General features: G+C 68.2%; 23 protein-coding genes. 16 read left to right on the top strand and 7 right to left on the bottom strand.

Annotation, left to right across the window (positions count from 1 at the left end; translation table 11 throughout):
• The first annotated feature begins 7 nt into the window (after positions 1 to 7).
• The 6 genes from AB7M35_RS18385 to AB7M35_RS18360 all read left to right on the top strand — a co-directional run bounded on the left by AB7M35_RS18385 (position 8) and on the right by AB7M35_RS18360 (position 5753).
• Positions 8 to 394 carry a hypothetical protein gene (locus AB7M35_RS18385; protein ID WP_453961870.1) on the top strand — a complete coding sequence of 129 codons (387 nt, stop codon included), beginning with the start codon at positions 8 to 10 and terminating at the stop codon, positions 392 to 394.
• Positions 395 to 425: 31 nt separating this feature from the next.
• Positions 426 to 1253: a hypothetical protein gene (locus AB7M35_RS18380; RefSeq protein WP_453961869.1), complete on the top strand. Its 828-nt coding sequence runs from the start codon at positions 426 to 428 to the stop codon at positions 1251 to 1253.
• Positions 1254 to 1295: 42 nt separating this feature from the next.
• On the top strand, positions 1296 to 2153 hold the full coding sequence (locus tag AB7M35_RS18375) for a hypothetical protein (protein ID WP_453961868.1): 858 nt from the start codon (positions 1296 to 1298) through the stop codon (positions 2151 to 2153).
• Positions 2154 to 2194: 41 nt separating this feature from the next.
• The gene (locus AB7M35_RS18370; protein WP_453961867.1) at positions 2195 to 3043 is read left to right on the top strand and encodes a hypothetical protein; all 849 of its coding nucleotides are present in this window, start codon (positions 2195 to 2197) and stop codon (positions 3041 to 3043) included.
• A gap of 95 nt (positions 3044 to 3138) precedes the next feature.
• Positions 3139 to 3813, top strand: coding sequence for a DUF3540 domain-containing protein (locus AB7M35_RS18365; RefSeq protein ID WP_453961866.1), 675 nt, complete (start codon positions 3139 to 3141; stop codon positions 3811 to 3813).
• Positions 3814 to 3923: 110 nt separating this feature from the next.
• Positions 3924 to 5753: a tetratricopeptide repeat protein gene (locus AB7M35_RS18360; protein WP_453961865.1), complete on the top strand. Its 1830-nt coding sequence runs from the start codon at positions 3924 to 3926 to the stop codon at positions 5751 to 5753.
• A gap of 10 nt (positions 5754 to 5763) precedes the next feature.
• On the opposite strand, the gene AB7M35_RS18355 is transcribed toward AB7M35_RS18360, so the two are convergent.
• Positions 5764 to 6126, bottom strand: a complete 363-nt coding sequence (locus tag AB7M35_RS18355) for a hypothetical protein (protein WP_453961864.1) — start codon at positions 6124 to 6126, stop codon at positions 5764 to 5766.
• Between the two features lie 115 nt (positions 6127 to 6241).
• Entirely contained in the window at positions 6242 to 7795 is a 1554-nt protein-coding gene (locus AB7M35_RS18350; RefSeq protein ID WP_453961863.1) for a type VI secretion system Vgr family protein, read from the bottom strand.
• A gap of 262 nt (positions 7796 to 8057) precedes the next feature.
• Between AB7M35_RS18350 and AB7M35_RS18345 the strand changes: the two genes are divergently transcribed.
• The 3 genes from AB7M35_RS18345 to arfB all read left to right on the top strand — a co-directional run bounded on the left by AB7M35_RS18345 (position 8058) and on the right by arfB (position 12206).
• Positions 8058 to 8594, top strand: a complete 537-nt coding sequence (locus AB7M35_RS18345) for a hypothetical protein (protein ID WP_453961862.1) — start codon at positions 8058 to 8060, stop codon at positions 8592 to 8594.
• A 110-nt stretch (positions 8595 to 8704) separates the two neighbouring features.
• A complete protein-coding gene (gene tssH, locus AB7M35_RS18340; RefSeq protein WP_453961861.1) occupies positions 8705 to 11614 on the top strand; it encodes a type VI secretion system ATPase TssH in 2910 nt (969 codons plus the stop codon).
• A 169-nt stretch (positions 11615 to 11783) separates the two neighbouring features.
• The gene (gene arfB / locus AB7M35_RS18335) at positions 11784 to 12206 is read left to right on the top strand and encodes an alternative ribosome rescue aminoacyl-tRNA hydrolase ArfB (RefSeq protein WP_453961860.1); all 423 of its coding nucleotides are present in this window, start codon (positions 11784 to 11786) and stop codon (positions 12204 to 12206) included.
• A 10-nt stretch (positions 12207 to 12216) separates the two neighbouring features.
• On the opposite strand, the gene AB7M35_RS18330 is transcribed toward arfB, so the two are convergent.
• Positions 12217 to 13851 (bottom strand): alkaline phosphatase family protein, encoded by a 1635-nt coding sequence (locus AB7M35_RS18330; protein ID WP_453961859.1) that lies wholly within the window; start codon positions 13849 to 13851, stop codon positions 12217 to 12219.
• Positions 13852 to 13968: 117 nt separating this feature from the next.
• Here AB7M35_RS18330 and AB7M35_RS18325 point away from each other — a divergent pair, with 117 nt between their 5' ends.
• The 6 genes from AB7M35_RS18325 to mbfA all read left to right on the top strand — a co-directional run bounded on the left by AB7M35_RS18325 (position 13969) and on the right by mbfA (position 19404).
• Positions 13969 to 14514 carry a MarR family winged helix-turn-helix transcriptional regulator gene (locus tag AB7M35_RS18325; protein ID WP_453961858.1) on the top strand — a complete coding sequence of 182 codons (546 nt, stop codon included), beginning with the start codon at positions 13969 to 13971 and terminating at the stop codon, positions 14512 to 14514.
• Between the two features lie 20 nt (positions 14515 to 14534).
• Positions 14535 to 15479: a tripartite tricarboxylate transporter substrate binding protein gene (locus tag AB7M35_RS18320; RefSeq protein ID WP_453961857.1), complete on the top strand. Its 945-nt coding sequence runs from the start codon at positions 14535 to 14537 to the stop codon at positions 15477 to 15479.
• Between the two features lie 19 nt (positions 15480 to 15498).
• The gene (locus tag AB7M35_RS18315; RefSeq protein ID WP_453961856.1) at positions 15499 to 16017 is read left to right on the top strand and encodes a tripartite tricarboxylate transporter TctB family protein; all 519 of its coding nucleotides are present in this window, start codon (positions 15499 to 15501) and stop codon (positions 16015 to 16017) included.
• Positions 16018 to 16020: 3 nt separating this feature from the next.
• A complete protein-coding gene (locus AB7M35_RS18310) occupies positions 16021 to 17514 on the top strand; it encodes a tripartite tricarboxylate transporter permease (protein WP_453961855.1) in 1494 nt (497 codons plus the stop codon).
• A 256-nt stretch (positions 17515 to 17770) separates the two neighbouring features.
• A complete protein-coding gene (locus AB7M35_RS18305) occupies positions 17771 to 18277 on the top strand; it encodes a hypothetical protein (protein WP_453961854.1) in 507 nt (168 codons plus the stop codon).
• A gap of 149 nt (positions 18278 to 18426) precedes the next feature.
• The gene (gene mbfA, locus AB7M35_RS18300; RefSeq protein ID WP_453961853.1) at positions 18427 to 19404 is read left to right on the top strand and encodes an iron exporter MbfA; all 978 of its coding nucleotides are present in this window, start codon (positions 18427 to 18429) and stop codon (positions 19402 to 19404) included.
• A gap of 28 nt (positions 19405 to 19432) precedes the next feature.
• On the opposite strand, the gene AB7M35_RS18295 is transcribed toward mbfA, so the two are convergent.
• The 4 genes from AB7M35_RS18295 to AB7M35_RS18280 form a co-directional block, all read right to left on the bottom strand.
• Positions 19433 to 20719, bottom strand: a complete 1287-nt coding sequence (locus AB7M35_RS18295; RefSeq protein ID WP_453961852.1) for an MFS transporter — start codon at positions 20717 to 20719, stop codon at positions 19433 to 19435.
• Between the two features lie 29 nt (positions 20720 to 20748).
• Positions 20749 to 21372, bottom strand: a complete 624-nt coding sequence (locus AB7M35_RS18290; RefSeq protein ID WP_453962567.1) for a TetR/AcrR family transcriptional regulator — start codon at positions 21370 to 21372, stop codon at positions 20749 to 20751.
• Positions 21373 to 21508: 136 nt separating this feature from the next.
• Complete coding sequence (locus AB7M35_RS18285; protein ID WP_453961851.1) at positions 21509 to 21694, bottom strand: hypothetical protein; 186 nt, start codon at positions 21692 to 21694, stop codon at positions 21509 to 21511.
• 233 nt (positions 21695 to 21927) lie between these two features.
• Positions 21928 to 22485, bottom strand: coding sequence for a histidine phosphatase family protein (locus AB7M35_RS18280; protein WP_453961850.1), 558 nt, complete (start codon positions 22483 to 22485; stop codon positions 21928 to 21930).
• A 360-nt stretch (positions 22486 to 22845) separates the two neighbouring features.
• Between AB7M35_RS18280 and AB7M35_RS18275 the strand changes: the two genes are divergently transcribed.
• Positions 22846 to 25365, top strand: a complete 2520-nt coding sequence (locus tag AB7M35_RS18275; protein WP_453961849.1) for a glycogen/starch/alpha-glucan phosphorylase — start codon at positions 22846 to 22848, stop codon at positions 25363 to 25365.
• Positions 25366 to 25405: the final 40 nt, after the last annotated feature.

The following is a 25405-nucleotide window of genomic DNA, read 5'->3' as shown; positions in this document are numbered from 1 at the left end:
GGCTGACATGATCTTCACCTGCGCGACCAGCCCGACGGGCATGAACATCAACGCGTCCGTCGACCTCGTCGGCATCGTCGTGCTGCCGACGGTGAACACCGGCACCGCGGCGACCGACGTGCCGACCCAGGTCACCAACTTCGTCTGCTGCATGCCGGCGAAGAACGAGCTCGGCACCACCACCATCAGCGTCGGCGACATCGGCCCGGGCGTCACCAACGGCCAGATGCTGATGATGAACCGGCACGCGACCTTCAAGGTCACCTACTTCCTCGACTTCATGCCCGCCAACTCGATGCTCAACGTCAGCCTGCCGAACGGCACGCCGCCGAGCGGCATCGGTGCCGAGCTGGCGCCGAGCCAGATCAAGCAGATGCTGCTGATGCCGCTTTGACGGAACCAGCCCAGGCCCACGCGAGACCGTCATGACCGACTCTTCGACCCCATCGGTGCTGCAGATCGTCGTGCCGACCGCCGCCGATGCGACGAGCGCGACCGGCGCGCTGCGGCTTGGCGCCTATCAGTCGCTGGAAGACGCCTGGATCTCCAAGTCGATCCCGGTGAGCGACGGCATCTATCTGATGACCAGCTCCTGCGCGACGACGAACGTCGACGGCGGCACCTACATCCATGCCGGCGACGGGATGAACGTCCAGGGCGGCAAGACGATATCGATCATCGACGCGGGCGAGACCAGCGTGCGCGCCGCGACGGTCTCGTTCGCCGCCCAGGAGACGCCGATCACATCGGGCAACGGGATCAACCTGGAGGCGCCGGGTGACGTGACCCTCAAGTCCGACGGCGACTTCTCCATCAACTGCAACAATCTCGTCTACGTCGTGCACGAGCACTTCAGCGCGGCAACCGAAAAAGGTGGCGTCGAAATCGCTCAGGGCGAGATCAGCGTGATCATGAACGGCACCGTCGAGATCAATGCGATGGCCGACATCAACATCGCAACGGTGGGGCTGGAGCCGCTCGTTGCAGACCACACCTTTGCGGTCTTCTCCATCGAGGCCACGGGCATCGAGTTCACGGGGGAGCTGTACAAGAACGAGAACCACGGAATGCGCGCGTTCCTCGTCGGCCTCCTCGTTCCGTTCTCCGAGGCGAAGGCGAACGTGCAGGCGACCTCGAACCAGAACGCGGTCGTCGTCGCGAACGATACCGACATCAACGCCAACGAGGACGGCGCCGTGAACCACGCCAACGCCGTCCGGGTCCGTGCCCGCACGATGAGCAGCAGTATTTGACCGGAGCGGCTGCAGAGGATTCTGCGAAGGACGGGTGCCACCATGTCGAGCTGGAACGCAACGACCTACGATACCGACGGCAAACTCGTCGCGCACCTGAGACTCGGTGCCTATGAGCCGCCCGAGGCCGGGCTCAAGCCGTCCCAGTATCCGGGGTCGTTCTCCTCGTCGGCCGGCTTCTTCATGACCACGACCGGCGACCACTATCTGAACGCCGATCAGGCCATCCAGATCGAGCCGAAGGACACGGCGGCCGTCGTCATCGGTGCGTTCGACAAGGACACCGACGTCAACCTCAAGATGGATGTGACCGGCAGCGGCGCCTACGCGACGGTCAAGGGGGCGGGCGTCGCCCTCAACGCGGTTGCGACGGCGGACGAGGCGCAGGCACCCGCCGACGGAGAGCTCATGCTCTATGCCGGCGAAATGATCACCATCTATTCCGGTGGCGACACCAGGTTTGAATCGGATGGCGACGTCTACATCTCGAACGAGACGGAATCGACCACACAGACCCAGAGCAAGACCATCACCCACGGCATGTCCCAGTCGATCGTCCTGTACATGTCCCTGGACATCACGGCAGGCTTCGACATCTTCGTGATGGTCGGCCTCAGGTCCTCGGTCGCGATCTACACCTCCGAAACGTCCATCCTGAAAACCGGATACAGCCTGATGACGAACGAAATCGCCTTTGCCGCGAACGAGAACAAGGGCTTCGGGGCGTACATGAAGAACGTGTTCGGTCTGATCGGCGTCCTGATGCAGGAGGAGGAGCTCGCCGAGGTCAAACAGGAAAGCCTGCGAAACGGCGTCACCGGCGGCAAGCTCGTCAACAAGATGGTCGGCGTCCAGTCCAATTCGGTCGGGTCCAGCGTCGGCGTCAGCAACACCATGTAGCCGCCCGCGATCGCGGACACCATCCTCATCGGAGACGCGCAATGGCCAGCACCTATCGCATGACGGTTCCGGGGCAGACCGCTTCCCAGCAGGCGGAACTGCGCCTTGGCTCGTACATGTCCGGCGACGACGGGTTTCCGTTGAACTATACGGGCGACAAGACGACCTCGACCGGCGTCCTCATGACCACCAAGGGCGAATTCGCGCTCGTCTCCGGCAAGCCGTTGTTCGCCCAGGCCCAGAAGACGGTGGACATCAACGTCTCCTCCGGCAACCTGACCATGGAGGCGACCAGCAATTTCACCCTCACCGCGCATTCGCTCTTCCTGCAGGCCGGGTCGCCCGTGACCGCGAACTCCGATGTCCCCGACGTCGAATCCGCCGGCGCGACGATGACGACGACGGCCGACGTCCAGGTCCACTCTTACGGCGCGGACGTGAAGGTCTACTGTGAAGAAGGCGGTTATTCCTGCACGATGCGCGGCGGCTGGCACGAGATATACGGAGACCAGAAAGAAGAAAGCCAGACCGAAATGGCGATCAAGACGCTGGAGACCATCGAAATTCCGATGATCTTTAACTTCAACTATGACACGTATTACTGTTTTATACGCGGATCCCTGACAGTCTTTACGGGAAACGCCTCGACCGCGGCGGTGATCTCGTCGAGCTCGACGGGCGCCGAACTCGAGATGCACCAGATCAAGACGAAGCTGCATGCCATCAAGACGGGCGCGAGCGCGCTCAAGACCCGGCTCAGCAATCTCGTGACCGACACCTTCGCCATCGACTTCAGCAATATCTCCTTCGATATCACCGAGGAGGATATCATGTCCGATCTCTTCGGCGCGTCGAACGAGATGAACGCCTCCCCGCAGCTCAACACGTAGTGAGGCGCCGCCGCCGACAGACGCCTGTCGCGACAGGGCGGTACTGAGATCCGCCCACCGGTCCGACCGGTGGCCCAGCCTTCAGGAAGCAGACCATGCAGACCAGCAGCCCCGGAACCACCCTCGTCGCCGAAGTCAGCGAGGCGACCACCGAGATCCAGGCCGCGCGCGGCGAGGCGGTGATGGCTCATGGCGAAGTCGGCGCGATCCACAAGGCGCGGTTCCGGCTTGAGACCGATCGCGGCCCGATCCTGGCCAGGCGCGCGGTAAGCTGCCTGGTCGAGCCGCAGGCCGGCGACCGGGTGCTCTATCTCGTGGAGGAAGACGGCCGGGGCACGATCCTGCACATCCTCTCGCGGGCCGAGGGCGCGGCCCCCGACACCGTCGTCTCCAATCCCGACGGCGCGCTGCGCCTGCGCGGCCAGAGCGTCGCGGTGGAGACGCCCGGCGCCTACGCGGTGTCGGCCGGCAGCGTCGCCGTGAGCGCGACCACCGCCGATCTGATGGCCGGAACGCTGACCATGACCGGCGAGACGCTGCGCCAGGTCTATGGCCGCACCCAGACCAACACGCGCTCCCAGGAGACCATGGCCGAGCGCATCGTCACCAAGGCGCTCGAGCGCATCGAGATCATCGACAACACCGACAACCAGTTCGTCGGCACCATGTCGCTGAAGGTCACCGGGGTGCTTACCCAGTCGTCCTACACCACCGTGCTGGTCGCCGAGGAGGACCTGCGCATGGACGGCAAGCGCGTCACCGTCGGATAGGCGGCCGGCCTCCTGCCGGCCCCGGCCTCCGGCGTCGCCCTCACATCGCACACGAGCCGCGGTCGACCGCGCCACGCAACCGGGAACCGCCCTCGGCGGGAAGAGCCATCATGATGCCGACGGTCGACGACCGCCTTGCCGCCGCCAGCAGCCATCTTGCCCAGAACCGGCCGGAAGCGGCGGAGGCGATCTTCCGCGACGTGCTGCAGCAGGATCCGCGCAGCGCGCGGGCCATGGCGGGTCTCGGCGCGGTGCTGCTCCAGCGCGGCCTCGTCGACGAGGCCTTCGAATTCCTGGGGCGGGCAACGACCCTCGACCCGAAGAACGCCGATCCCTACCGCAACCTGTCGGTCGTCTACCGGGCGCGCGGCGAGCCGGCCAATGCCCTCGCCTGCCTGGAGGCGGCCAACGCTCTGGAGCCGGACCGCGTCGATACGCTGCTCGGCATGGCCGAGACGCTGGTCGCCCTCGACCGCCACGACGAGAGCGTGCCGCTGATCGAGAAGGCGCACGCGCTGGAACCCGACTCCGTGCCGGTCCTGATCGCGCTCGGCGGCCTCCACACCCTGCGCGGCGATCTGCCCAAGGCGATTTCCTGCTATCACCGGGCCGCCGAGCTGGCCCCGGACTCCCCCGAGGCGCACGCCAACCTGGCCACCCTCTACGGCACCACCGGCCGGCCGAAGGAGGCGCTGGAGCACGCCGAGCGGGCGCAGCTCGCCGAGCCGGTCAACCCGGGCTTCGTCTCGGTGCTGGCCGGCGCCCTGGAGGAGACCGGCGACATCGCGCGCGCCCTCGGCCTCGTGAGGCACTCCCTCATCCTGCACCCGCACGCGGTCCTGCTTCACTGCCGCCTCGCCTCGCTGGAGCTGGCGGGCGGCGCCGCCGACCAGGCGCTCGCCGGCCTGGCGCGGATGCTCAAGGAGCGGCGCGACGACCCGGCCCTGCTGGAGACCATGACGCTGCTGCTGCACCGGGCCGGCCGGCCCGAGCAGGCCCTCGCCGCGGCGCGCGAGCTGCTGCGCAACGTCCCCGGCGCGGCGCACGGCCGGCGGATCGAGCGCCATGCCCTGATGACGCTCGGCCGTCACGCCGAGGTCTGGCCGGCCACGGAGTCCACCGATGTCGCGGGGGCGCAGATCCTCGTCCAGCTCACCGATTCGCTGCCGGTCCTGGAGGCCGTGACGCTGCTGCGCGCCATCCCGCTGGCGCGGGCCCGGGGCGCGACGGTCCGCGTGCTGGCGCCGTCGTTCCTCGCCCCGCTCGCCACCTGCATCACCCATCCCGAGACCGCCGGCGACGGGGGACGGCGGACCGAGAAGGACACGCAGGCGTGGCTGGAGGCGGCCGAGAAGGTGCCGCTGCTGGCGCTCCCGGCGCGCGCGGGCCTGTCCGATGCCGATCTCCTCGGCAGCCCGCCCTACCTCGTCCCCGCCCCCGAGAAGGCTGCCATGTGGCGGCAGGCCCTGGAGGCGATGCCGAAGCCGTGGATCGGGTTCACCTGGGCGGCCTACAGGCCCGGGCCGCGGGTGGAGGAAATGCGCGCCCTGCTCGCCCGCACCGGCGGCACGCCCATCTCGCTCGTCTGGGACCAGAACCGCGTGCAGCTCTCGGTGATGCCCGAGGCGATCGACGCCGGCCTGCACATCCAGGCCCTCGACGATCTCATCGCGGCGGTCTCGGCCCTCGATGCGGTGGTCGGCATCGACGGCCTTCCCATCCACGTGGCCGGGGCGCTCGGCAAGCCGGGCGTCGCGGTGATCCCGAAGCGTCAGCTCTGGTACTGGCGCACCGACGAGGCCGGGTCCTCGATCTGGTACAACTCGATCCGTCCGGTGGAGCGGGCGCCAGGCACCGCGTGGGAGACCTCGGCCGACAGCGTCGAGCAGGCGCTGTCGGGGGTGCTGGCGGCGTCCGCAGACGCGACGGCGGCCGGCTGAGCGTCGGCGCTCAGCGGCGCACGTCGCCGGTGGAGCGGAACTCGATGGTCAGCTCCAGGAACGCCTGGGTCTCCACATCGACGATCGCGTGGCCGGTGAAGGCGCGCGCCGCCTCCCGCCGCGCGGCGTTTCCGCCGATCTCGTAGCGCAGCGTCGGGCGGCCGTACCATTCGTCGCCCTGGGAATACTGCGCCGCCGCCCGCACCACCACCGGCGTGCCGTCGGGCAGCGTGCTGCGGTCCTCGCCAAGCTGGATCGCTTCGGTGCTGCGCGCGGCGAAATGGTGGGGAAGCCGGTAGCGGATGGCGTCGAGGACGGCCGCGGTGAACGCGTCGGTTTCCTGTTCCGGCGGATGCCAGACGGACTGGACCATCGGCGGCTCTTTCCTTGCTTGCGGCGGCCCGCCGGCGCGCTGCCGGAGGGGCCGTAACTGTGAAGGCAGTCTCCCCGGGACGGGCTCGAAATCAAGCCCGCCCGGAGCGTCCGGTCTAGCCGTCGATCAGCTCGATGGTGATGCCCGAGCTGGTGCGGATCACGTTCGTCTTGTTGATGCTCAGGGAGCTGTCGATGCCCTCGAGCACCGACTTGTTCTCCGAGTTCGCCACCGTGCCGACGATCACCGGCCGGTCCGGGTCGCCCTCCACGAAGGCGAGCAGCACTTCCGTCCCCTTATAGAGCGGGAACTGCAGGCCGGTGCCGCCACCGCCGCCGAACGGCTGGTTCTGCCGCACGTCGGCGCTGGCCTTGCCGGCCGGCAGGCGCGTCGTCGTGCTTTCTTCCTCGATCAGCCGGATGCGGTAGGTGCCGTTGGCGCCGACCTTGGCGACGGAGCCGCTGGAGTCGTTGTCGATGACCGCGTTCAGCACGCCCTGCACGCGCGGCTTCTGCTGGGAGATGAACGGGCGCACCGTCGGGGCGTCCGCCGGAAGTGCCAGGCAGATGAGTGAATTGGTGAACGGCGCGGCCGACGATCCCGGGACGTCCTCCGACGCCTGCGAGAAGTTGGTGTTCGACTTCACCACGAGAAAGCGCTGGTTGTAGCCCGACAGCTTGCGCTCGTCGGTGTCGATATCGAACAGGATGCCCGGCCGCAGCCGCGTCGAGTTGCTGCCCATGTTGTACTGGATCTGCCAGGTCAGCGTCCGCTCGGCGCTGATCTGCGCGTAGCGGTCGCCGTCCGACGTCGTCTCGAAGTGAACGTCGTAGGTGACCGTCGCCCCTTCGCCGTTGGAATCGACCGCGTGGCTGCGCAGGAACTGGCTGCTCTGGTCCGCCTTGTCGTAGTTGTAGTCGCGCACGTAGGCTTCCTTCTCGACGAAGGAACTCTGCATGTTGATGCTGCGGATGTGTTCGGTCTGCGGGGCGTTCGGCACGTTGTCCGGCACGAACGGGATCTTCCCGTCGATCTTCTTGAAGACCTGGTTCTTGTCTCCGAAGTTGACCGTGTCCTTGGTATCGTCGTTGGTGATGAAGAAGAAGATGCCTTCCTGCTCCAGGATCCGCCGGAAGAAGTCGAGATCGCTCTCGTAATACTGGAGGACGAAGTTGCTCTCCGTCGAGACGATGTCGCTCGGCACGTCGCAGTCGATCGGCTGCTCGTCGGCGAACTGGGCCGCGGTCGAGGTGTTCTTCTTGAACGTCGCCGGATCGAGCATCGCCTTGGCGAGCTCGTGCAGCTTGATCGGCGAGGTGGTGCCGGACACCTGGCGCTGGCCGCTGTAGGAGAGACGCGACAGCCGCGGCACGATGACGATCTGGACGATGTACTTGCGCGACAGCGAGAGCCCGAGGACGTTGTAGCTGCTGATGAAGCCGTGCACGTAGGCCGGCTCCATGCGGTCCAGCAGCCCATCCACCCCGTACTGGAAGCTCACCTGCTTGCCGGCCAGCGTCTGCTTGATCGGGTCCGTACTCGTCAGGAACTTGACGGTATACTGGAAGGGCGCCGAGATTTTTTCAGCGCCGACGAACGACAGGATCTCAAGGTCTGCCAGCTCCAGACCTTTGACGTCGAGCTGCATTTCCGTGACGGCGTATTTCATCGCCCCCTCCATATCTGCCCATTGGCCCCGCACGTCTTCGCGGACGGCCAGCAAAACCGGACTTTTACGCTAAGCATTAGAGACCGCGAAAGTACCCGCTGCCCCAGCCCCGGCTCCCGTTAATGTAATGAAGTTCATTTCGAATGAACCTTCATTGCAAAAATTTTAGAATCCGGAACCCTGTTGGCGCGTTGTCACAGTCGATCTCCTATACTAAGTGACGATCACCTGCTGGCGATCATGGTTGGAATGGAGAACTAAAATGCAACAGAATTTCTTCATGACGATGAAGGGCTCCTCCAAGGGGGACGTCACGAGCAAGGCCAATACCTCGGACAGCGACGAGACGCATGCCGTCGACGCTTACAAGGGCAAGGCCACCGTCCTGTGGTACAAGGAAGAGGCCCAGATCGAGCGCGGCACGTCCGGCCAGGTGACCGGTACCCCGGTCTACATCCCGGTGGAAGTCGCGGTCCTCGGCGGCACCGCCCTGGAGTCCTCGGTCCGCGACCTCTTCGACACCGGCGAGCAGCTGAGCGAGGTCACCATCGAGCGCTACCGCCTCAAGAAGGAAGGTGGCAAGGACAACCACTACAAGCACACCTACAAGAACGGCGTCATCACCGGCTTCAAGTCCATGTTCGGCTCCACGCCGGAAGACCTGATGACCGGCACGACCCCGGGCATGCAGCGTGAGGTCCAGGAAATCCTCCTGATCCAGTTCACCTTCGAGACCGCCGACCACGAGGCCCTGAAGTCTTCGGTCCAGGCGAGCGTGAACAAGAACCAGGGTTCCTGATCCTGTCTCTCGCGGATCATCAGTGACCGAGACGACAATCCGCTCGCGCGAGCCATCGCGCGGGCGGTTTTCATGTTAGGCTTTCGTACCTTCGGGGGAGGACCATCACCATGCAGCTCGATCTGAAAGCGCTCTTCGCGCGGCTCAACCCGTACACGAAGCGCAGTCTCGAGACGGCCTCCGGCCTGTGCGTTTCCAGTTCCCACTACGAAGTCACCATCGATCACCTGCTGCTGGTCATGGTCGACGACGAGAATCGCGACGTGCAGGCGATGCTGCGCGGCTTCGACATCGATCCCGCCACCCTGCGCCGCGCGCTGCAGCGCTCCGTCGAGCAGCTGCGCAGCGGCAATTCGGGCCGGCCGGTGTTCGCCCCGCTGCTCATCGAGCTCCTCACCGACGGCTGGCTGGTCTCCTCCGTCGAGCTCAATCTCGGCGAGATCCGCTCCGGCGCGCTGCTGATCGCGCTGCTGCAGACCCCCGGCCGCTACGGCGGCGCCGACTGGTATCCGCTGATCGAGCCGATCGCCGCCCGCGAGGCCAAGCGCCGCTTCCACGAGCTCACCGGCGCCTCCGAGGAGACCGCCGGCAGCCTGTCGACCCAGGCCTCCTCCCAGCCCGGCAGCACCCCCGCCAGCGCGGCCGCCGCCGCCAAGTCCGGCATCTCCGAGGACAGCGCCCTCGGCCGCTTCGCCATCAACTTCACCGACCAGGCCCGCGCCGGCCGCATCGACCCGGTCTTCTGCCGCGATCGCGAGATCCAGCAGATGATCGACATCCTCGGCCGCCGGCGGAAGAACAACCCGATCTGCGTCGGCGAGCCCGGCGTCGGCAAGACCGCCGTCGTCGAGGGCCTCGCCCTGAAGATCGCCAACGGCGACGTGCCCGCCTTTTTGAAGGACGTCGAGCTGGTCGGCCTCGACCTCGGCATGCTGCAGGCCGGCGCCGGCGTGAAGGGCGAGTTCGAGAACCGCCTGAAGGGCATCATCGACGAGGTGAAGGCCTCCACCAAGCCGATCGTGCTGTTCATCGACGAGGCGCACATGATGATCGGCGCCGGCGGTTCGGCCGGCGGCTCCGACGCGGCGAACCTGCTCAAGCCCGCCTTGGCGCGCGGCGAGCTGAAGACGATCGCCGCCACCACCTGGAGCGAATACAAGAAATACTTCGAGAAGGACGCGGCGCTCGCCCGCCGCTTCCAGCTGGTCAAGCTCGACGAGCCGACCCCCGACCAGGCCGTCACCATCATCCGCGGCCTGCGCAACATCTACGAGAAGAGCCACGGCGTGTACGTGCGCGACGACGCCGTCGTCGCCGCAGCCCGGCTGTCGGCGCGCTACCTCTCCGGCCGCCAGCTCCCCGACAAGGCCGTCGACGTGCTCGACACCGCCTCGGCCCGGGTGAAGCTGTCGATCTCCTCCAAGCCCGCCCGCCTCGACGGCACCGAGCGGCGCATCGAGGAGCTCACCCGCGCCCTCTCCGCCGTGCAGCGCGACGAGGCGTCCTACATCGGCACTGACGCCGAGCTGGTCCCCGAGCTGGAGGCCGACATCGCCCGCCTGCGCGACGAGGCGGCCGCGCTGACCGAGCGCTGGGAAAAGGAGCGCGGCCTCATCGAGGAGATCCTGTCGCTGCGCGAATCGCTGGGCATCGGCGGTTCCGTCGAGGAGGCTGAGAAGAAGCTGCTGGAAGAGACCAAGGCGACCGAGTCGACCGGCGACACCCCGCCGGAGGCAGCAACCGACGCCGCCGCCCCGGCCGATGCCGATGCGCCGCTCTCCGCCGACGAGCGCCGCGAGCACATCGAGCGACTGAAGGCGCGCATCGCCGACCTCGCCGCGGTCCAGGGCCACGACCCGCTGCTCACCTACGAGGTCTCCCCGGACGTCGTCGGCCAGGTCATCTCCGACTGGACCGGCATCCCGGTCGGCCGGATGGTGCGCGACGAGTCCGCCGCGATCCTCACCCTCGCCGACCGCCTCAAGGAGCGCGTCATCGGCCAGGACCAGGCGATCGGCGCCATCGACGAGGGCGTCCGCGCCGCCAAGGCCGGCCTCAACAACCCCGGCCAGCCGATGGGCGTGTTCCTGCTGGTCGGCCCGTCGGGCGTCGGCAAGACCGAGCTCGCGACCGCGGTTGCCGACGTGCTGTTCGGCGGCGAGCGCTTCCTCACCTCCATCAACATGTCGGAGTTCCAGGAGAAGCACACGCTCTCCAAGCTCGTCGGCTCGCCCCCCGGCTACGTCGGCTACGGCGAGGGCGGCATCCTCACCGAGGCGGTGCGCCAGCGCCCCTACTCGGTGGTGCTCCTCGACGAGGTGGAGAAGGCCGACCTGGAGGTGATGAACCTGTTCTACCAGGTGTTCGACAAGGGCACGCTGTCGGACGGCGAAGGCCGCGTCATCGACTTCAAGAACACCATCGTCATCCTGACCTCCAACCTCGCCACCGACACCCTCACCCAGATGGGCGTCGCCGAGGTGAAGCCGTCGGTGGACGAGCTGGTGGAGGCGATCCGGCCGGAGCTGTCGCGCCACTTCAAGCCGGCGCTGCTCGCCCGCATGCAGATCGTGCCGTTCTATCCGCTCGTCGGCTCGCCGCTGGTCGGCATCGTCCGGCTCAAGCTCAACAAGCTGGTGCGCCAGCTGCGCGAGAGCCAGAAGATCGACCTCAGCTACACCGACGCCGTGGCCAACCTGATCGCGGCCCGCTGCACCGAGGTGGAGACCGGCGCCCGCAACATCGACCACATCATCAACCGCACGCTCCGGCCGGCGATCGCCACGGAAATCCTCAACCGGATGACCGACGAGGAGAACCTCGACCACATGGCGATCGACGTGGGACCGGACTCCGCCTTCGTCATCACCTTCGGTGCCCCGGCGGAGAACCAGGTGCCCGCCGTCGGCGCGGATGCGTCCGACGAGGGCCCGATCGGCGCCGACTTCCTTGCCCCGCCGTCCGGCCCGGACACCCCGGACGATGGCGGCGACCTGTCGGACACCCGCGCCGCCGAATAGCGCCGCTCGCGGCTTCAGAAATCCACGACCCGCCGGGGCCACCCGGCGGGTCGTTCTGCGTCCGGCCCCAGGCGCAGGCCCCCGCGCATCTTGACCCCGGCCCCCGGCCTGATAGCCGTGGGGGTCCCGTTGCCGGCCTCGCCGGCGACACCAGCAGCGTATCGGCACGATGATCGCAATCACCGACCACATCGCCATCGACCCGGCGGAAATCGAGGTGGCGTTCGTGCGCGCGGCCGGCCCTGGCGGGCAGAACGTCAACAAGGTGTCGAGCGCCGTGCAGCTGCGCTTCGACATCCGCCACTCGCCGTCGCTGCCGGGCTACGTGCGCGCCAAGGCCGAGCGGCTGGCCGGCAGCCGGCTCACCAAGGACGGCGTCATCGTCATCCAGGCGATGCGCCACCGCACCCAGGAGCTCAACCGCGCCGACGCCGTCGAACGGCTGGTCGAGCTGCTGCGCGAGGCCTCGGTGCGCCAGGCGTTCCGGGTGAAGACCAAGCCGTCGAAGGCGGCCAAGCGGCGCCGGGTCGACACCAAGACCAAGCGCGGCGCCGTGAAGAAGCTGCGCTCGGGCAAGGTCACGCCCGACTGAGCGGTTCCGCTCAGCTCATCGGCGGGCCGTCGCCCTGCTCCAGCTTGGCGGCCGCCACCTCCTCCTCGTCCCAGTAGCCGATCAGGATGCCGGCCCGCAGTTCGCCGCCGGTGCGGGCGGCGATGGCGTCGTCGGCCATGGTGATGCGGCCGTGCAGCCGCCGGCTCCACTTGCCGAGCGCCTCTTCTAGCCGCGCCCGCTCCGCCTCGAAGGCCGGATCGGCGCCCAGGTCGACGAACTCCTCCGGATCCGTCTCAAGGTCGTGGAGCATCGGCCGGAAGCCGTCGGCGTGGACGTATTTCCAGCGCCCGTCGAACACCATGAACATGCGCGAATCGGCGACGGACTGGCCGTGGTCGGTGCGGGCGCGGCGCATGGCGTAGTCGCATTCGCTGATGGCGTGGCCGCGCCAGGCCGGCGTCTCGCCGTGCAGCAGCGGCATCAGCGAGCGGCCCTCCAGCACGTGCGGCTTCGGCTTGCCGCCGAACAGCTCCAGGAAGGTCGGCGCCAGGTCGATCGCCTCGACGATCGCCTCGCTGACGGTGCCCCGGGTCGCGTCGGCCGCTGGCGACGGGTCCACCACGATCAGCGGGATCTTCACCGACATGTCGTGGAAGAGCTCCTTCTCGCCGAGCCAGTGGTCGCCGAGATAGTCGCCATGGTCGGCGGTGAAGACGATCAGGGTGTCGTCGGCCAGCCCCTCCTCCTCCAGGAAGGCCATCAGCCGACCGACATGGTCGTCGATCTGGGTGATCAGGCCCATGTAGGCGGGGATCACGCGCGCGCGCACCTCGTCGCGGGAGAACGCCCGGCTGACGCGCTCCTGCATGTATGACCCGTAGACCGGATGGGGGTCCCGGCGCTCCTCCTCCGAGCGGATCGGCGGCACCACGTCGTCCGGCCCGTACATGTCGTGATAGGGCGCCGGCGCGATGTAGGGCCAGTGCGGCTTGATGTAGGAGAGGTGCAGGCACCACGGCCGGTCGTCGGACTTCGCCTCGCGGATGAAGTCCATCGCCCGGTCGGTCATGTAGGGCGTCTCGGAATCCGGCTCCTCGATGCGCGCCGGCTTGTCGGCGTGGGAGAGCAGCCAGCCCGACAGGATGGTTCCGTCGGCGTCCTCGGCCGAGTTCGCCCAGTCCTCCCAGGGGTTCTCGCCCTCGTAGCCCTTGTCGCGCAGGTAGCTGTCGTAGCGCGGCTCCGGGTCGTAGGGGCCGTAGGGGTGCAGGCCGTCGTCGCGCTCGTAGGGCTCGAAGCCGCATTCGGAGATCCGCACGCCGATCTCGGTCTTCGGGTCGATGCCGAGCCGCATCATGCCTTCCAGGTCGGCCTTCATGTGGGTCTTGCCGACCAGCACCGTCTGCACGCCCTCCGCGCGCAGGTGGTCGCCCAGCGTCGGCTCGCCGGCCCGAAGCGGCACGCCGTTCCAGGTCGAGCCGTGGGAGTGGACGTAGCGGCCGGTGTAGAAGCTCATCCGCGACGGGCCGCAGATCGGCGACTGCACGAACGTGTTGGCGAACCGCACGCCGCGCGCCGCAAGCGCATCGATGTTCGGCGTCTTGATGGTCGGATGACCGGCGCAGCCCAGATAGTCGTGGCGCAGCTGGTCGCACATGATCCAGAGCACGTTGCGTCGACCGGTCATGCATCCTCCTTGGTGCCGCAGACTTCCCCCGATTAGTTGACAAAGACAACAAGCTCGTCAAGCATGCTCGCAACAAGCAGGGTCATCGAGGCCCGCGGGGTCGGGAGAGGAATAGCGTTGGACGCGGCCGCCGGAAAGCGCCTCGCACGGGCGGGGGGAAACCATCCGGAGATTTCGGACATCCGGGATCTGCTGGCCTTTCGCGTCGCCATGCTGGCCGCCGCCAACGACCGGGTGGGCCAGGGCTGGCTCAAGGCGGAGCACGGTGTGAGCCTGCGCGAATGGCGTGTGCTGGGCATCATCGCGGCGCTCGAGCCGGTGAAGTTCGGCGACGTGGTGCACGGCCTCCAGCTCGACAAGGGACAGCTCAGCCGCCTCGTGAAAGCGCTGGTCGACCGCGGCTTCGTGGAGAGCCAGGGCGACGTCGGCGACCAGCGGGTCAGCCGCCTCAGCCTGACGCCGTCCGGCCGTGAGCTGCACGACGTGCTGCTGGACAAGGCGCTGAGGGGCAACGACCGCATCCTCGCCGCGCTGACGGCGGCGGAGACCGAGACCTTCATCCGCCTCCTCGACAAGCTGCAGCCGCACATGATCCGCCGCGCCGAGGCGGAGGCGCCAGACACCACCACCGCCAAGAGAAAGTCCCCGAAGAGGGGCACCTGACCAACGGGAGGACACCGACCATGAAAGCCAGAACCGTTCTGGGCGCGCTTGCCGCCCTCGCCCTGATGACCGGTGCGGCCGCCGCCGAATGGCCCGACAAGCCGATCCAGATCATGATCCCGTGGCCGGCGCCGAACGATCCGTCGACGCTGGTCGCCACCGCCATCGCCCCGGTGATGTCGGAGGAGCTGGGCGTGCCGGTGAAGGTGGTCAACAAGCCCGGCGGCGGCGCCGTGCTGGCGACCGCCGAGCTCGCACGCTCGCGGCCCGACGGCTACACCATCGGCCTCATCTCCATCGGCCCGATGATCACCCAGGTGATCCGCGGCAAGACGCCCTACAAGAACCAGGACCTGCAGCCCCTCGGGCTGGTCTGGGCGAGCCCGTTCACCCTCGCCGCGCGCGCCGACGCCCCCTACGACAGCCTTGAGGAACTGGCCGAATACGCCAAGGACCACGACGTCCGCCTCGCCCACTGGGGCCTCGGCGCGGTGCCGACGCTGATCGCCATGAAGGCCGCCGACGTGGGTGGCTTCAAGTGGAAGGAAACGGCTTACGACAAACTCAACGCGCTGCTGGTCGTGCAGGGCGACGCCGACGTCATCACCCTCTCCACGCCGGGCCTGAAGGACTATCTCGACGCCGGCAAGATGAAGCTTCTGGCCGCCATGCTGCCGGAGCGCCTGCCGAACTACCCGGACGTGCCGACGGTGGCCGAGCAGGGCTTCGGCGATGCCTACTCCATCTGGTTCGGCGCCTTCGTGCCGAAGGGCACCGATCCGGACATCGTCGCCAGGCTCTCCGACGCCTTCTTCACCGCCATGCAGAACCCGACGGTGCAGACGGTGATCGAGAACGTCGGCGTCGTCGGCATGAAGACCGGCCCGGAAGAGGCCCGCACCCGCATGGACCAGGAGCTCGCCGAGTTCGGCGGGATCATGAAGAACCTCGGCATCATCCAGTAGCGCCACGAGACCGGCAGCCATGACCGACACCGCAGACACGGAAGCGGACGCCGCCGGCGCCCGCCCCTCCCGCACGTCCGACATGGTTGCCGCCGTCGTGGGAGTGGCCGCGGCCGGCGTGCTGGCCGCGGCGCCCTCGCTGGTCGACAGCTCCGGCCCCGACCCGTTCTACAAGGGGCCGCTGATCTTTCCGCTGATCGCGCTGGCGATCACCGTCGCCGGCGCGCTGCCGTCGATGGTCCGCCTCGTCACCGCCCACGGGCGGAGCTGGCACGTCGACGGGCGCGGCGTGCCGGGCCGGGCGATCGCGCTGTTCGCGCTCGCCTGCCTCTACACCCCGGCGATCGCCTGGGCCGGGCTCGACGCGGCGACCTTCGCCTTCATGCTGGCGGGGCTGCTCGTCACCAATCCCCGGCGGCCGCTGCGCGCCGTGGTCGCGGCGGTCGGCACCACCGCGGTCCTCCACCTCGCCTTCGTGACGGCCCTCGACATCTGGTTCCCGACCCCGGCCCTGTGGTCGGCGCTCGCCGGAGGCTGACGCGTGGACATCATTTCCGCAGGCTTCCTCGCCGCCTTCACGCCGGACAACCTCGTCGCGCTGGTGATCGGCTCGGTGATCGGCATCATCGTCGGCGTGCTGCCGGGCCTTGGGCCGCTGGTCGGCATGGTGGTGCTGCTGCCGTTCACCTTCCAGCTCGCCCCCGACGTGGCGCTGTCGCTGCTGCTCGGCGTGTTCTGCGGCGGCTATTTCGGCGGCGCGGTGCCGGCCGTACTGATCCGGGTGCCGGGCGTCCCCTCCTCCATCGTCACCAGCTTCGACGGATTTCCGCTGACGGAGCGCGGCGAGGCGCAGACCGCGCTGTCGGCCGCCCTGGTCGGATCGCTCGGCGGCGGGCTCGTCTCCATCGTCATCCTGGTGCTGCTGGCGCCGCTGCTCTCCCGGGTCGCCGCCAGCTTCGGCCCGCCGGAATTCCTGGCCGTCGCGGTGTTCGGCATCCTGCTCGTCACCGTCTCGTTTCGGGAGAAGCTCGGCCAGGCGGTGCTGCTGATCGGTCTCGGCTTCTGGCTGTCGACGGTGGGCATCGACGGGCCGACCCTCAGCCCGCGCTTCACCTTCGGCATCTGGGAAATGCAGAACGGCCTCGACCTCGTCGCCGTGGTCCTCGGCCTGTTCGGCGTCGGCCAGGCGCTGCTGCTGCTCGAACAGGGCATCCTCAAGACCGACCGGCTCAACCTCAGCCGCGGCAGCCTCGACTTCAGCCAGATCGTCAAGGTCATGCGCTACTGGCGCACCCTCATCCGCTCCGGCGTCATCGGCACCTTCATCGGCCTGCTGCCGGGCCCGGGCTCGGTGCTCGCCTCGTTCGTCGCCTACGACGTCGCCAAGCGCCGCTCGCCGCACCCGGAGGAGTTCGGCCGGGGCACGCCGGAGGGCTGCATCGCCGCGGAGGCCGGCAACAACGCCGTGCCCGCCGGCGCCCTCATCCCGCTGCTGACGCTCGGCATCCCCGGCGAGGCGCTGAGCGCCCTGCTGCTCGGGGTCTTCACCCTCAACGGCATCTACCCAGGCCCGCTCCTCCTCATCAAGGAGCCGGTGCTGATCTCGACGCTCTACTGGTCGATGCTGCTCATCAACCTCGTATCCTTCGCCGTGCTGGCCATCTGGCTCCGCCCCTTCGCCCTCATCGTGAAGGTGCCCAAGGAGATCATCGCGGTCGGCGTCATCGCCCTCTCCATGGTCGGCATCTACGCGGTCAACACCCGCTTCTTCGACTGCGGCGTGGCGCTGGCGGCCGGCGTCGCCGGCTACATCCTGCTGCGGCTCGGTTGGCCGCTGGTGGCGCTGGTGATGGGCGTCGTCATCGGCCCGATCATCGAGAACCGGTTGCGCGAGACCCTCAGCCTCGGCGACGGCAGCCCGATGATCCTGCTGGAACGTCCGATCTGCATCGGCATCCTCGTCCTGAGCCTGATCATGGTGCTCGCACCGCTTCGGCACCGGTTCAAAAGGTCCGATCCCGCCGCCGGCACCTGACCGGGCGGCCGCGCGCGGCGCGCGCACCGCTTTCGCGCAAAAACGCGCAGGAAAGCGCAAAAACGCGCACCCCTCAGAGCGCCCGCGCGCAGCCTTACGCGCAGCGCACAACCCCGCAAGTGGTTAACAAATTCTTGCCGAGCCGGCTAAGGGATCGCTAGTATCCGCCGCCCGCGCGGCCGGATCGGCGGCGCGGGACGGGGCTGCCGCCAGGCGGGCGGCCCCGATGGCTGGGGGACGACGACTGGAGACTCTCATGAAGCGTGTGGTGATGATCTGCGCTGCCCTGTTGCTGGGCGGCGGGCTGGACAACGTCGCGGCCCAGTATTCCCAGAAACCGGCGATTCCTGAGCCCCGGGCGATGTATCCCACCAACGCTCCGGGCCAGGTCCAGAACGAGACGCCGTGGGGCTATTCGGCCATGGCCGTCGGCGCCAAGGGGCGCAGCTGGATGATCGCGGCCCGCTCGGAGGCCGAGGCGCGAGCCGCCGCCCAGAGCGAGTGCCGTCAGTTCGACGACAGCTGCGACACCGTGGTCACGGGCTCCGACAGCGGCTTCTTCATCGGCGGCTACTGCGCCGACGTGCCCCGGGTCGCCTACTCCCCCACCGACTTCATGGACGCCCAGGCCCGCTTCTACGGCAACACGGTGGTGTCGGGCACCGGCCTCATCGAAAAGGCCGGCGACTGCACGATCCTTTGGCTCGGCCACCGGGTCTCGCCGCCCTGGCGGGCCCGGCCGACGACGCTCGCCCAGCGCTGATCCGTCCGCGCTCGGGATCGGTTTCCGCCGGAACTGCCCTTGCGCGCCGGTTCTGTTGCGTTAGCTTCATAGTTCAGAATTATTCCAGACTATGAGGCGACGCCGGAACGGCCGCGTCAGCTGTTCCACCAGACAGGACCGATCCGACCATGATCCCCGGCTTTTCCAACCGCCGCCGTTTCAGCGAGCTTTCGGAGCGCGAGATCCTCGCGCTGGCGATTTCCTCCGAGGAGGAGGACCGGCAGATCTACCAGACGTTCGCGGAGCATCTGCGCGACGAGTTCGCCGCCTCGGCCGCGGTGTTCGACGGCATGGCGGCGGAGGAAAAGGAGCATCACCGGCGCCTCGTCGAGCTCTATCACAAGCGCTTCGGCGACGTGATCCTGCCGATCCGGCGCTCCGACGTGGCGGGCTACTACGCGCGCCGGCCGGTTTGGCTGGTGGAAAATCTCGGCTTGGAGCGGGTCCGTGCCGAAGCCGAGATGATGGAGGTGGATGCCCGCAACTTCTACATCGCCGCCGCCGGACGGGCGACCGATCCGGACGTGAAGGCGCTCCTGACCGAGCTCGCCGCAGCCGAGACCGATCACGTCGGTCGGGCGGGCCAGCTCGCCGAGAAGAACCTCACCCCGTCCGCCCGCGACACCGAGAACGCCGTCGCCCACCGCCGGTTCGTGCTGACCTACGTGCAGCCCGGCCTCGCCGGCCTGATGGACGGATCGGTGTCGACGCTGGCGCCGGTGTTCGCCGCGGCGTTCGCCACCCAGGACCCCTTCTCCACCTTCCTGGTGGGACTGGCGGCGGCAGTCGGTTCCGGGATCTCGATGGGGCTGACGGAGGCGCTGTCCGACGACGGCGTGATCACCGGGCGCGGCGCGCCGGTGCAGCGGGGCATCGCCTGCGGCCTGATGACCACCCTCGGCGGCCTCGGCCACGCGCTGCCCTACCTGATCCCCCACTTCTGGACCGCCACCGCGATCGCGATCGTCGTGGTGTTCTTCGAGCTGTGGGCGATCGCGTGGATCCGCTGGAAGTACATGGAAACGCCGTTCATGCGCGCCTCCGTGCAGATCGTGCTGGGCGGCGCGCTGGTGTTCGCGGTGGGCATTCTCATCGGAAGTGCCTGACCGGCCGGATCCGGCCGGTCAGCACGTGTCAGCAGGGCTCCGTCGCGGCCGCCGCCCTGGCGGTGCGCCCTTCCAGGAGGGCGAGCCCGGCCAGCGCCACGGCCGGCAGGATGCCGGCCACCAGCATGGCGAGCCCCCACCCGCCCACCGCATAGGTCCAGGCGCCCAGCCCCGCGAACACCGCGCCGCTGAGGAAAAAGGCCGTCATGTAGAGGCCGTTGAGCCGACCCCGGATTTCCGGTCGCAGCGAAAAGATCACCCGCTGGCCGAGCACCATGGTCGCGGTCATGCCGAAGTCGATCAGGATCGCGGCGGCGACGAGGACGGCGAGCCCGAGGGTGGTGCCGGTGGCGCCTTCGTAGGCCAGGAAAGCCGCCGCAATGCCCAGGACGAGCGCCACGCAGGTCGCGGCGCGGACGAGGCCGTGGTCGGCAACCCGCCCGGCGATCGGCGCCGCGACGACACCGGCCACGCCCGCCAGCGCGAACAGGGCGATGCCCGCCTGGGTCAGGTGGAAGACATCGGTCAGGAGCAGCGGAACAGTCGTCCAGAACAGGCTGAACGCCCCGAACATGCACGCCTGGTAGAGGGCGCGGCGCTGCAGTTCGGGTGTGCGCAGGATCAGCCCGCCCATGGAGGCCAGAAGCCGGCCGTAGCCGATCTTCGCCTCCGGGTGGCGCGGGGGCAGGACGATCCGCAGCACGACGACGAGACACGCAAGCACGATCGCGGAGAACAGGAAGACGGCGTGCCAGGAGATCACGCTGGTGATGAAGCTCGCGACCGGCCGGGCAAGCATGATGCCGAACATCAGGCCGCTCATGATGGTGCCGACGACGCGCCCCTGCTGCGCTGCCGGCGCCAGGTGGGCCGAATAGGGCACCAGCACCTGCACCGAGACGGAGGCGATGCCGATCAGCAGCGCCGAGACCAGGAACGGCGCGGCGGCCGTCGACACTGCGGCGGCGACCAGCGCGGCGATCGCCGCAAGCAGCAGCGTCACCACCAGCCGTCGGTTTTCCAGGAGGTCGGCGAGCGGCACGACGAAGAACAGGCCGATACCGTAACCGACCTGGGTCAGCGACACGATCAGGCCGGCAAGCTCCGGCCGCATGCCCAGCGACGAACTGATCACGCCGACCAGCGGCTGCGAATAGTAGATGTTGGCGGCGACGAGGCCGCAGGTCGCGGCGAGCAGGAGCGTCAGCCAGCCCGGAAAGGCAGGGGTTTCCTGCCCGGCGGCAGACGGATGCGTGGCGTGTTCCAAGGGAATCTCCAGTCGGAAGACCGCAGCTTTCCCACCTCGGAAAGCCATGGCTCGAGAAAATCGGCAGTCCGGTCAGCTCACGGCCGGGGCAGCGCCAGCAACGCCTGGTCCGCCGCGGCCATCATGCGGGCACGGTCCCGGCCGACCTTGCCGACGACGCGGAACCCCTGCAGCACGCACAGCAGATGCGCGGCGGCGGCGTCCACGTCGACGGAAGAGCCGATCGACCCGTCAGCAACCCCTTCCCGGATCAGTTCCCTCAGAAGCGTCTCGATCCGCGCCAGTGCGGCGGCGACCTTTTCGGCCATCTGCGGATCGAACGCGGCAATCTCGACGGCGCTGCCCGTCACCAGGCAGCCGCGCCGACCTTCCGCGTCGTGGGACAGGTCGGCATACGAGTGCAGCAGGCCTCGCAGCTTGGCAAAGCCCGACCCCTCCGCCGCGATGGCAGCGCGGATCTCCTTGTCGCGCACCGCCTTGTAGCGGTCGAACGCGGCAAGAAAGACCGCGCGCTTGTCGGCGAAGGCCTTGTAGATGCTGCCCGGCGTGAGCTTCATCGCCCCGCAGAGTTCGGCCATCGACGTGCCGTGGTAGCCGCGCTCGCGAAAGACGAGCAACGCGGCATCCAGCGCGGCGTCGACATCGAAGGCGCGGGGGCGGCCGGGACCACGGCGGTTATCGGAGGACTTTGCAACCTGCATGGCGCTCAATTAGGAAATGATCGTTTCCAAATCAAGCGAAAAAATCAAAATCGGGCTGTCAGAGACCCGCACCGGGACGCTGCCGTCCGCCGCAAGCGACGTGTCCGCATCCGGATACGCCCAAACCCCACCGGGATCAGGACCTGTCCTGCAGAGAGCTTCGAAGCGTTGAGACCTTCGCTGCGGATACCTTGAAGTAGCGCGCGATCTGGGCATCGGACATCCCGAGATCGGTGAGCGCGCGCAGGTAGCTCGCCTTCACCGGCCAGGCGTTGGCCGCCTCGGCGCCGACGGATGTCTGCCGTTCCAGATGATCCACCATGACGTCCCTCCCTCAAGGGTTCCGGGCCGCTTCCCTGTGCGACCCGTCGGTGAGCTCCACGTTCGACTCTTGGATAGGTAGTGCGCGCATCTGGCAAAATCACGACCATCGCTCGTTAAAATCGCGCCGACCCCCTCGAGGCTGCTCTTCGGGCCAACAACGACGGTCGGCCCGACCGGTCGAGCCGGCCCCGGCTCATGGCCTGCACCGCCCGGGTGGCGCGCGCCAAACGCTCAGAGACGCAGCCGGCCGACCACTTCGAACCCGCCGGGTTCCGGCTTCAACACCACCGCCTCGCCCTCGCGCGGGAAGACCCCGGTGAGCGCCGTCACGTTGACCTGATGGGAGACGAGAACGAGTGCCCCTGGCCCGCGCCACTGGGCCACGATCCGGCGGAGCGCCGCGGTCTGCGCATCTTTCGAGGCGCGATCCTGAAAGAAGGAATCCAGCGCCGGCTCCGGTTCGGCCTGCCCCGGAAAGGCCAGCTCTGCGGTGTCCCGGGCACGGCACCAGCGCGAATGCAAAACCGCGCCGACCTCGATGTTCTCCGCCCGGAAGCGGGCGCCGATGGCCTCCGCCTGGGCGCGCCCCTCGGCGGAGAGATTGCGCTGGGTGGCGCACACCGAGAGCTGGAAGGTCGCGGGGTCGCCGGTTCCCGGCGCGCGGGCGTGGCGCATCACCGCGACACCATCGTTCCGCAAGGCGCGCCAGGCCGCCTCTTCGCTGGCAGCGCCGACGGCGGTCGCCGCCAACAGGATGGCGCAGGCGAGTGCGAAGGGGCGAAAGCGCATGAGCGTCCTCCTTGCTGGCGGCGCGTCCTCACGCCGCTTTGGTGATCCCGGAAGTACGCACGTCCGTTCCCGCCGGATCGCCGACGAAGCGCGGCCGTGGACCATTCCAGGCCGACACCCCCGCCCCTGGATCGGCCATCCCGCGCGATATCCGCCATTCCGGAGGCATCTCTTCGGGAAATCGAGCCAGCGAACTAGCTTCCGGCGCGGCTTGCGGTCACAATAGATTCCTTCGAAACCGACCCGGACGCCGGGCGCGACCGGGTTTGCTCGTTCGCGACGGGCGCCGGTACACCGCCACGTCCGACCCTGACCGCTTCGAAGACTCCGCGCCCCGCGGATGCAATCATTCGAGTCCCCATGACAGACCTTTCGACCGACACCACCCCGTCCGCCGCTTCCGGCACGGAGACCGAAACGCCGCCGCAGCGCCGCGCCGGCGACGATCCGCACCGCGCGGAATTCTGGCAGATCCGCATCATCGCCAAGCTCGTCTACCAGGTCGGCAAGGACCCGGAGCACGCCGAGCCGCACGACTGGTACATGGCCACCGCGCTGGCCGTGCGCGACCGGATCGTCGACAGCTGGATCCCGGCCACCCGGGCGACCTACAAGCAGTCGGCGAAGCGCGTCTACTATCTGTCGCTCGAGTTCCTGATCGGCCGCCAGCTCTACGAGGCGGCCTACAATCTCGGCTACGCCGACGCGATCGCTGGCGCGCTCGAAACCCTCGGCACCAATCTGGATACCGTTCGCAAGCTCGAACCGGATGCGGCGCTGGGCAACGGCGGTCTCGGCCGCCTCGCCGCGTGTTTCGTGGAGAGCATGGCCTCGCTGGGCATCGCAGGCTTCGGCTACGGCATCCGCTACGACCACGGCCTGTTCCGCCAGGCGCTGCCCGACGGGTTCCAGCGCGAGCTGCCCGAGGACTGGCTCGCCAATGGATCGCCGTGGGAGTTCAAGCGGCCCGAGGTGACTTACGAGATCGGCTTCGGCGGCACGGTGGAGGCGCCGCACGACGCCCATCACCTGGGCGCCCGGACCTGGAAGCCGGCGGAGACGGTGCGCGCCGTCGCCTACGACAACCCGATCGTCGGATGGCGCGGCGACTACGTGGCCACCCTGCGCCTGTGGGCGGCCCGCTCGGTCGACCCGATCAGCCTGGAGGAGTTCAACCGCGGCGACCACGTGGGCGCCCTGTCGGCGCGCGCCAAGGCGGAATCGATCTCCAAGGTCCTCTACCCCTCCGACTCAACACCGGCCGGCCAGGAACTGCGGCTGCGCCAGGAGTTCTTCTTCACCTCCGCCTCGCTGCAGGACCTCATCCGGCGCCACGTCCAGCAGGGCCTGCCGCTGGACAAGCTCGCCGACCACGCGGCGATCCAGATGAACGACACCCACCCGGCAATCGCCGTGGTCGAACTGATGCGGCTGCTCGTCGACGTCCACCAGGTCCCGTGGGCCGAGGCCTGGGACATCACCCGCGCGACGCTCTCCTACACCAACCACACCCTGCTGCCGGAGGCGCTCGAGACCTGGCCCGTGCCGCTCATGGAGCGGATGCTGCCCCGGCACATGCAGATCATCTACCTGATCAACGCCTTCGAGCTCGACCACATTCGGGCGACCTTCGGCGACGACGGCGCGCTGCTGGGCGAGGCCTCGCTGATTTCCGAGGCCAACGGGCGGGCCGTGCGCATGGGCAACCTGGCGTTCGTCGGATCCCACAAGATCAACGGCGTTTCGGCCCTGCACACCGACCTCGTCGGCAAGACGATCTTCCACGGGCTCAACCGGCTCTACCCGGATCGCATCGTCAACAAGACCAACGGCATCACCTTCCGGCGCTGGCTGTTCCAGTCGAACCCGGGCCTCACCCGGCTGATCCGCGACGCCATCGGCGACCGCTTCCTCGACGAGCACGAAGCCCTCATCGACCTGGTGCCGTTCGCCGACGACGCGGGCTTCCGCGAACAGGCGGCCCTGATCCGGCGCCAGAACAAGGTGGCGCTGTCGGCGCTGGTGAAGGAGCGGGTCGGCATCACCCTCGATCCGGACGCGCTGTTCGACGTGCACATCAAGCGCATCCACGAGTACAAGCGCCAGCTGATGAACATCCTCGACGCGGTGGCGCTCTACGACGCGATCCGCTCGAACCCGATGCACGACTGGCGTCCGCGGGTGAAGATCTTCGCCGGCAAGGCCGCCGCCAGCTACGACGTCGCCAAGCTGGTCATCAAGCTCGCCTGCGACGTGGCGAAGATGGTCAATGCCGATCCGACCGTGCGCGGCAAGCTGAAGATCGTGTTCCTGGAGAACTACAACGTCAGCCTGGCGGAGACGATCATCCCCGCCACCGACCTCTCCGAGCAGATCTCGACGGCGGGCATGGAGGCGTCCGGCACGGGCAACATGAAGTTCGCCCTCAACGGCGCGCTGACCATCGGCACCCTGGACGGCGCCAACGTGGAAATCCGCGATCACGTGGGGCCGGAGAACATCTACATCTTCGGCATGACCGCCGAGGAGGTGGCCGAGCGCCGCACCCAGGGCCTGAGCATGGTGGACACCATCGCCGCCTCCCGCCACCTGCAGGAGGCCCTCGACCAGATCAACACGGGCGTCTTCTCGCCGGACCAGCCGGACCGCTACCGCGAGCTGGTCAACGCGCTGACCCACCACGATTACTTCATGGTCAACGCCGACTTCGAGGCCTACCGTGCGATGCAGGTCCACGTCGGCAACGAGTGGAAGGACCCGGCGCTCTGGTGGCGCAAGTCGGTGCTCAACACCGCGCACATGGCGTGGTTCTCGGCCGACCGGACCATCCGCGAGTACGCCAGCGAGATCTGGAACGCCAAGCCCGTCATCACCGACTGAGGCGGCGGCCCGGCGGGGCTGTCACCGCGACGACACAGCT

Source organism: Amorphus suaedae, assembly GCF_053629675.1.
The sequence above is the reverse complement of the archived record's forward strand: the minus strand, read 5'-3'. Positions and strand labels throughout refer to the sequence as shown.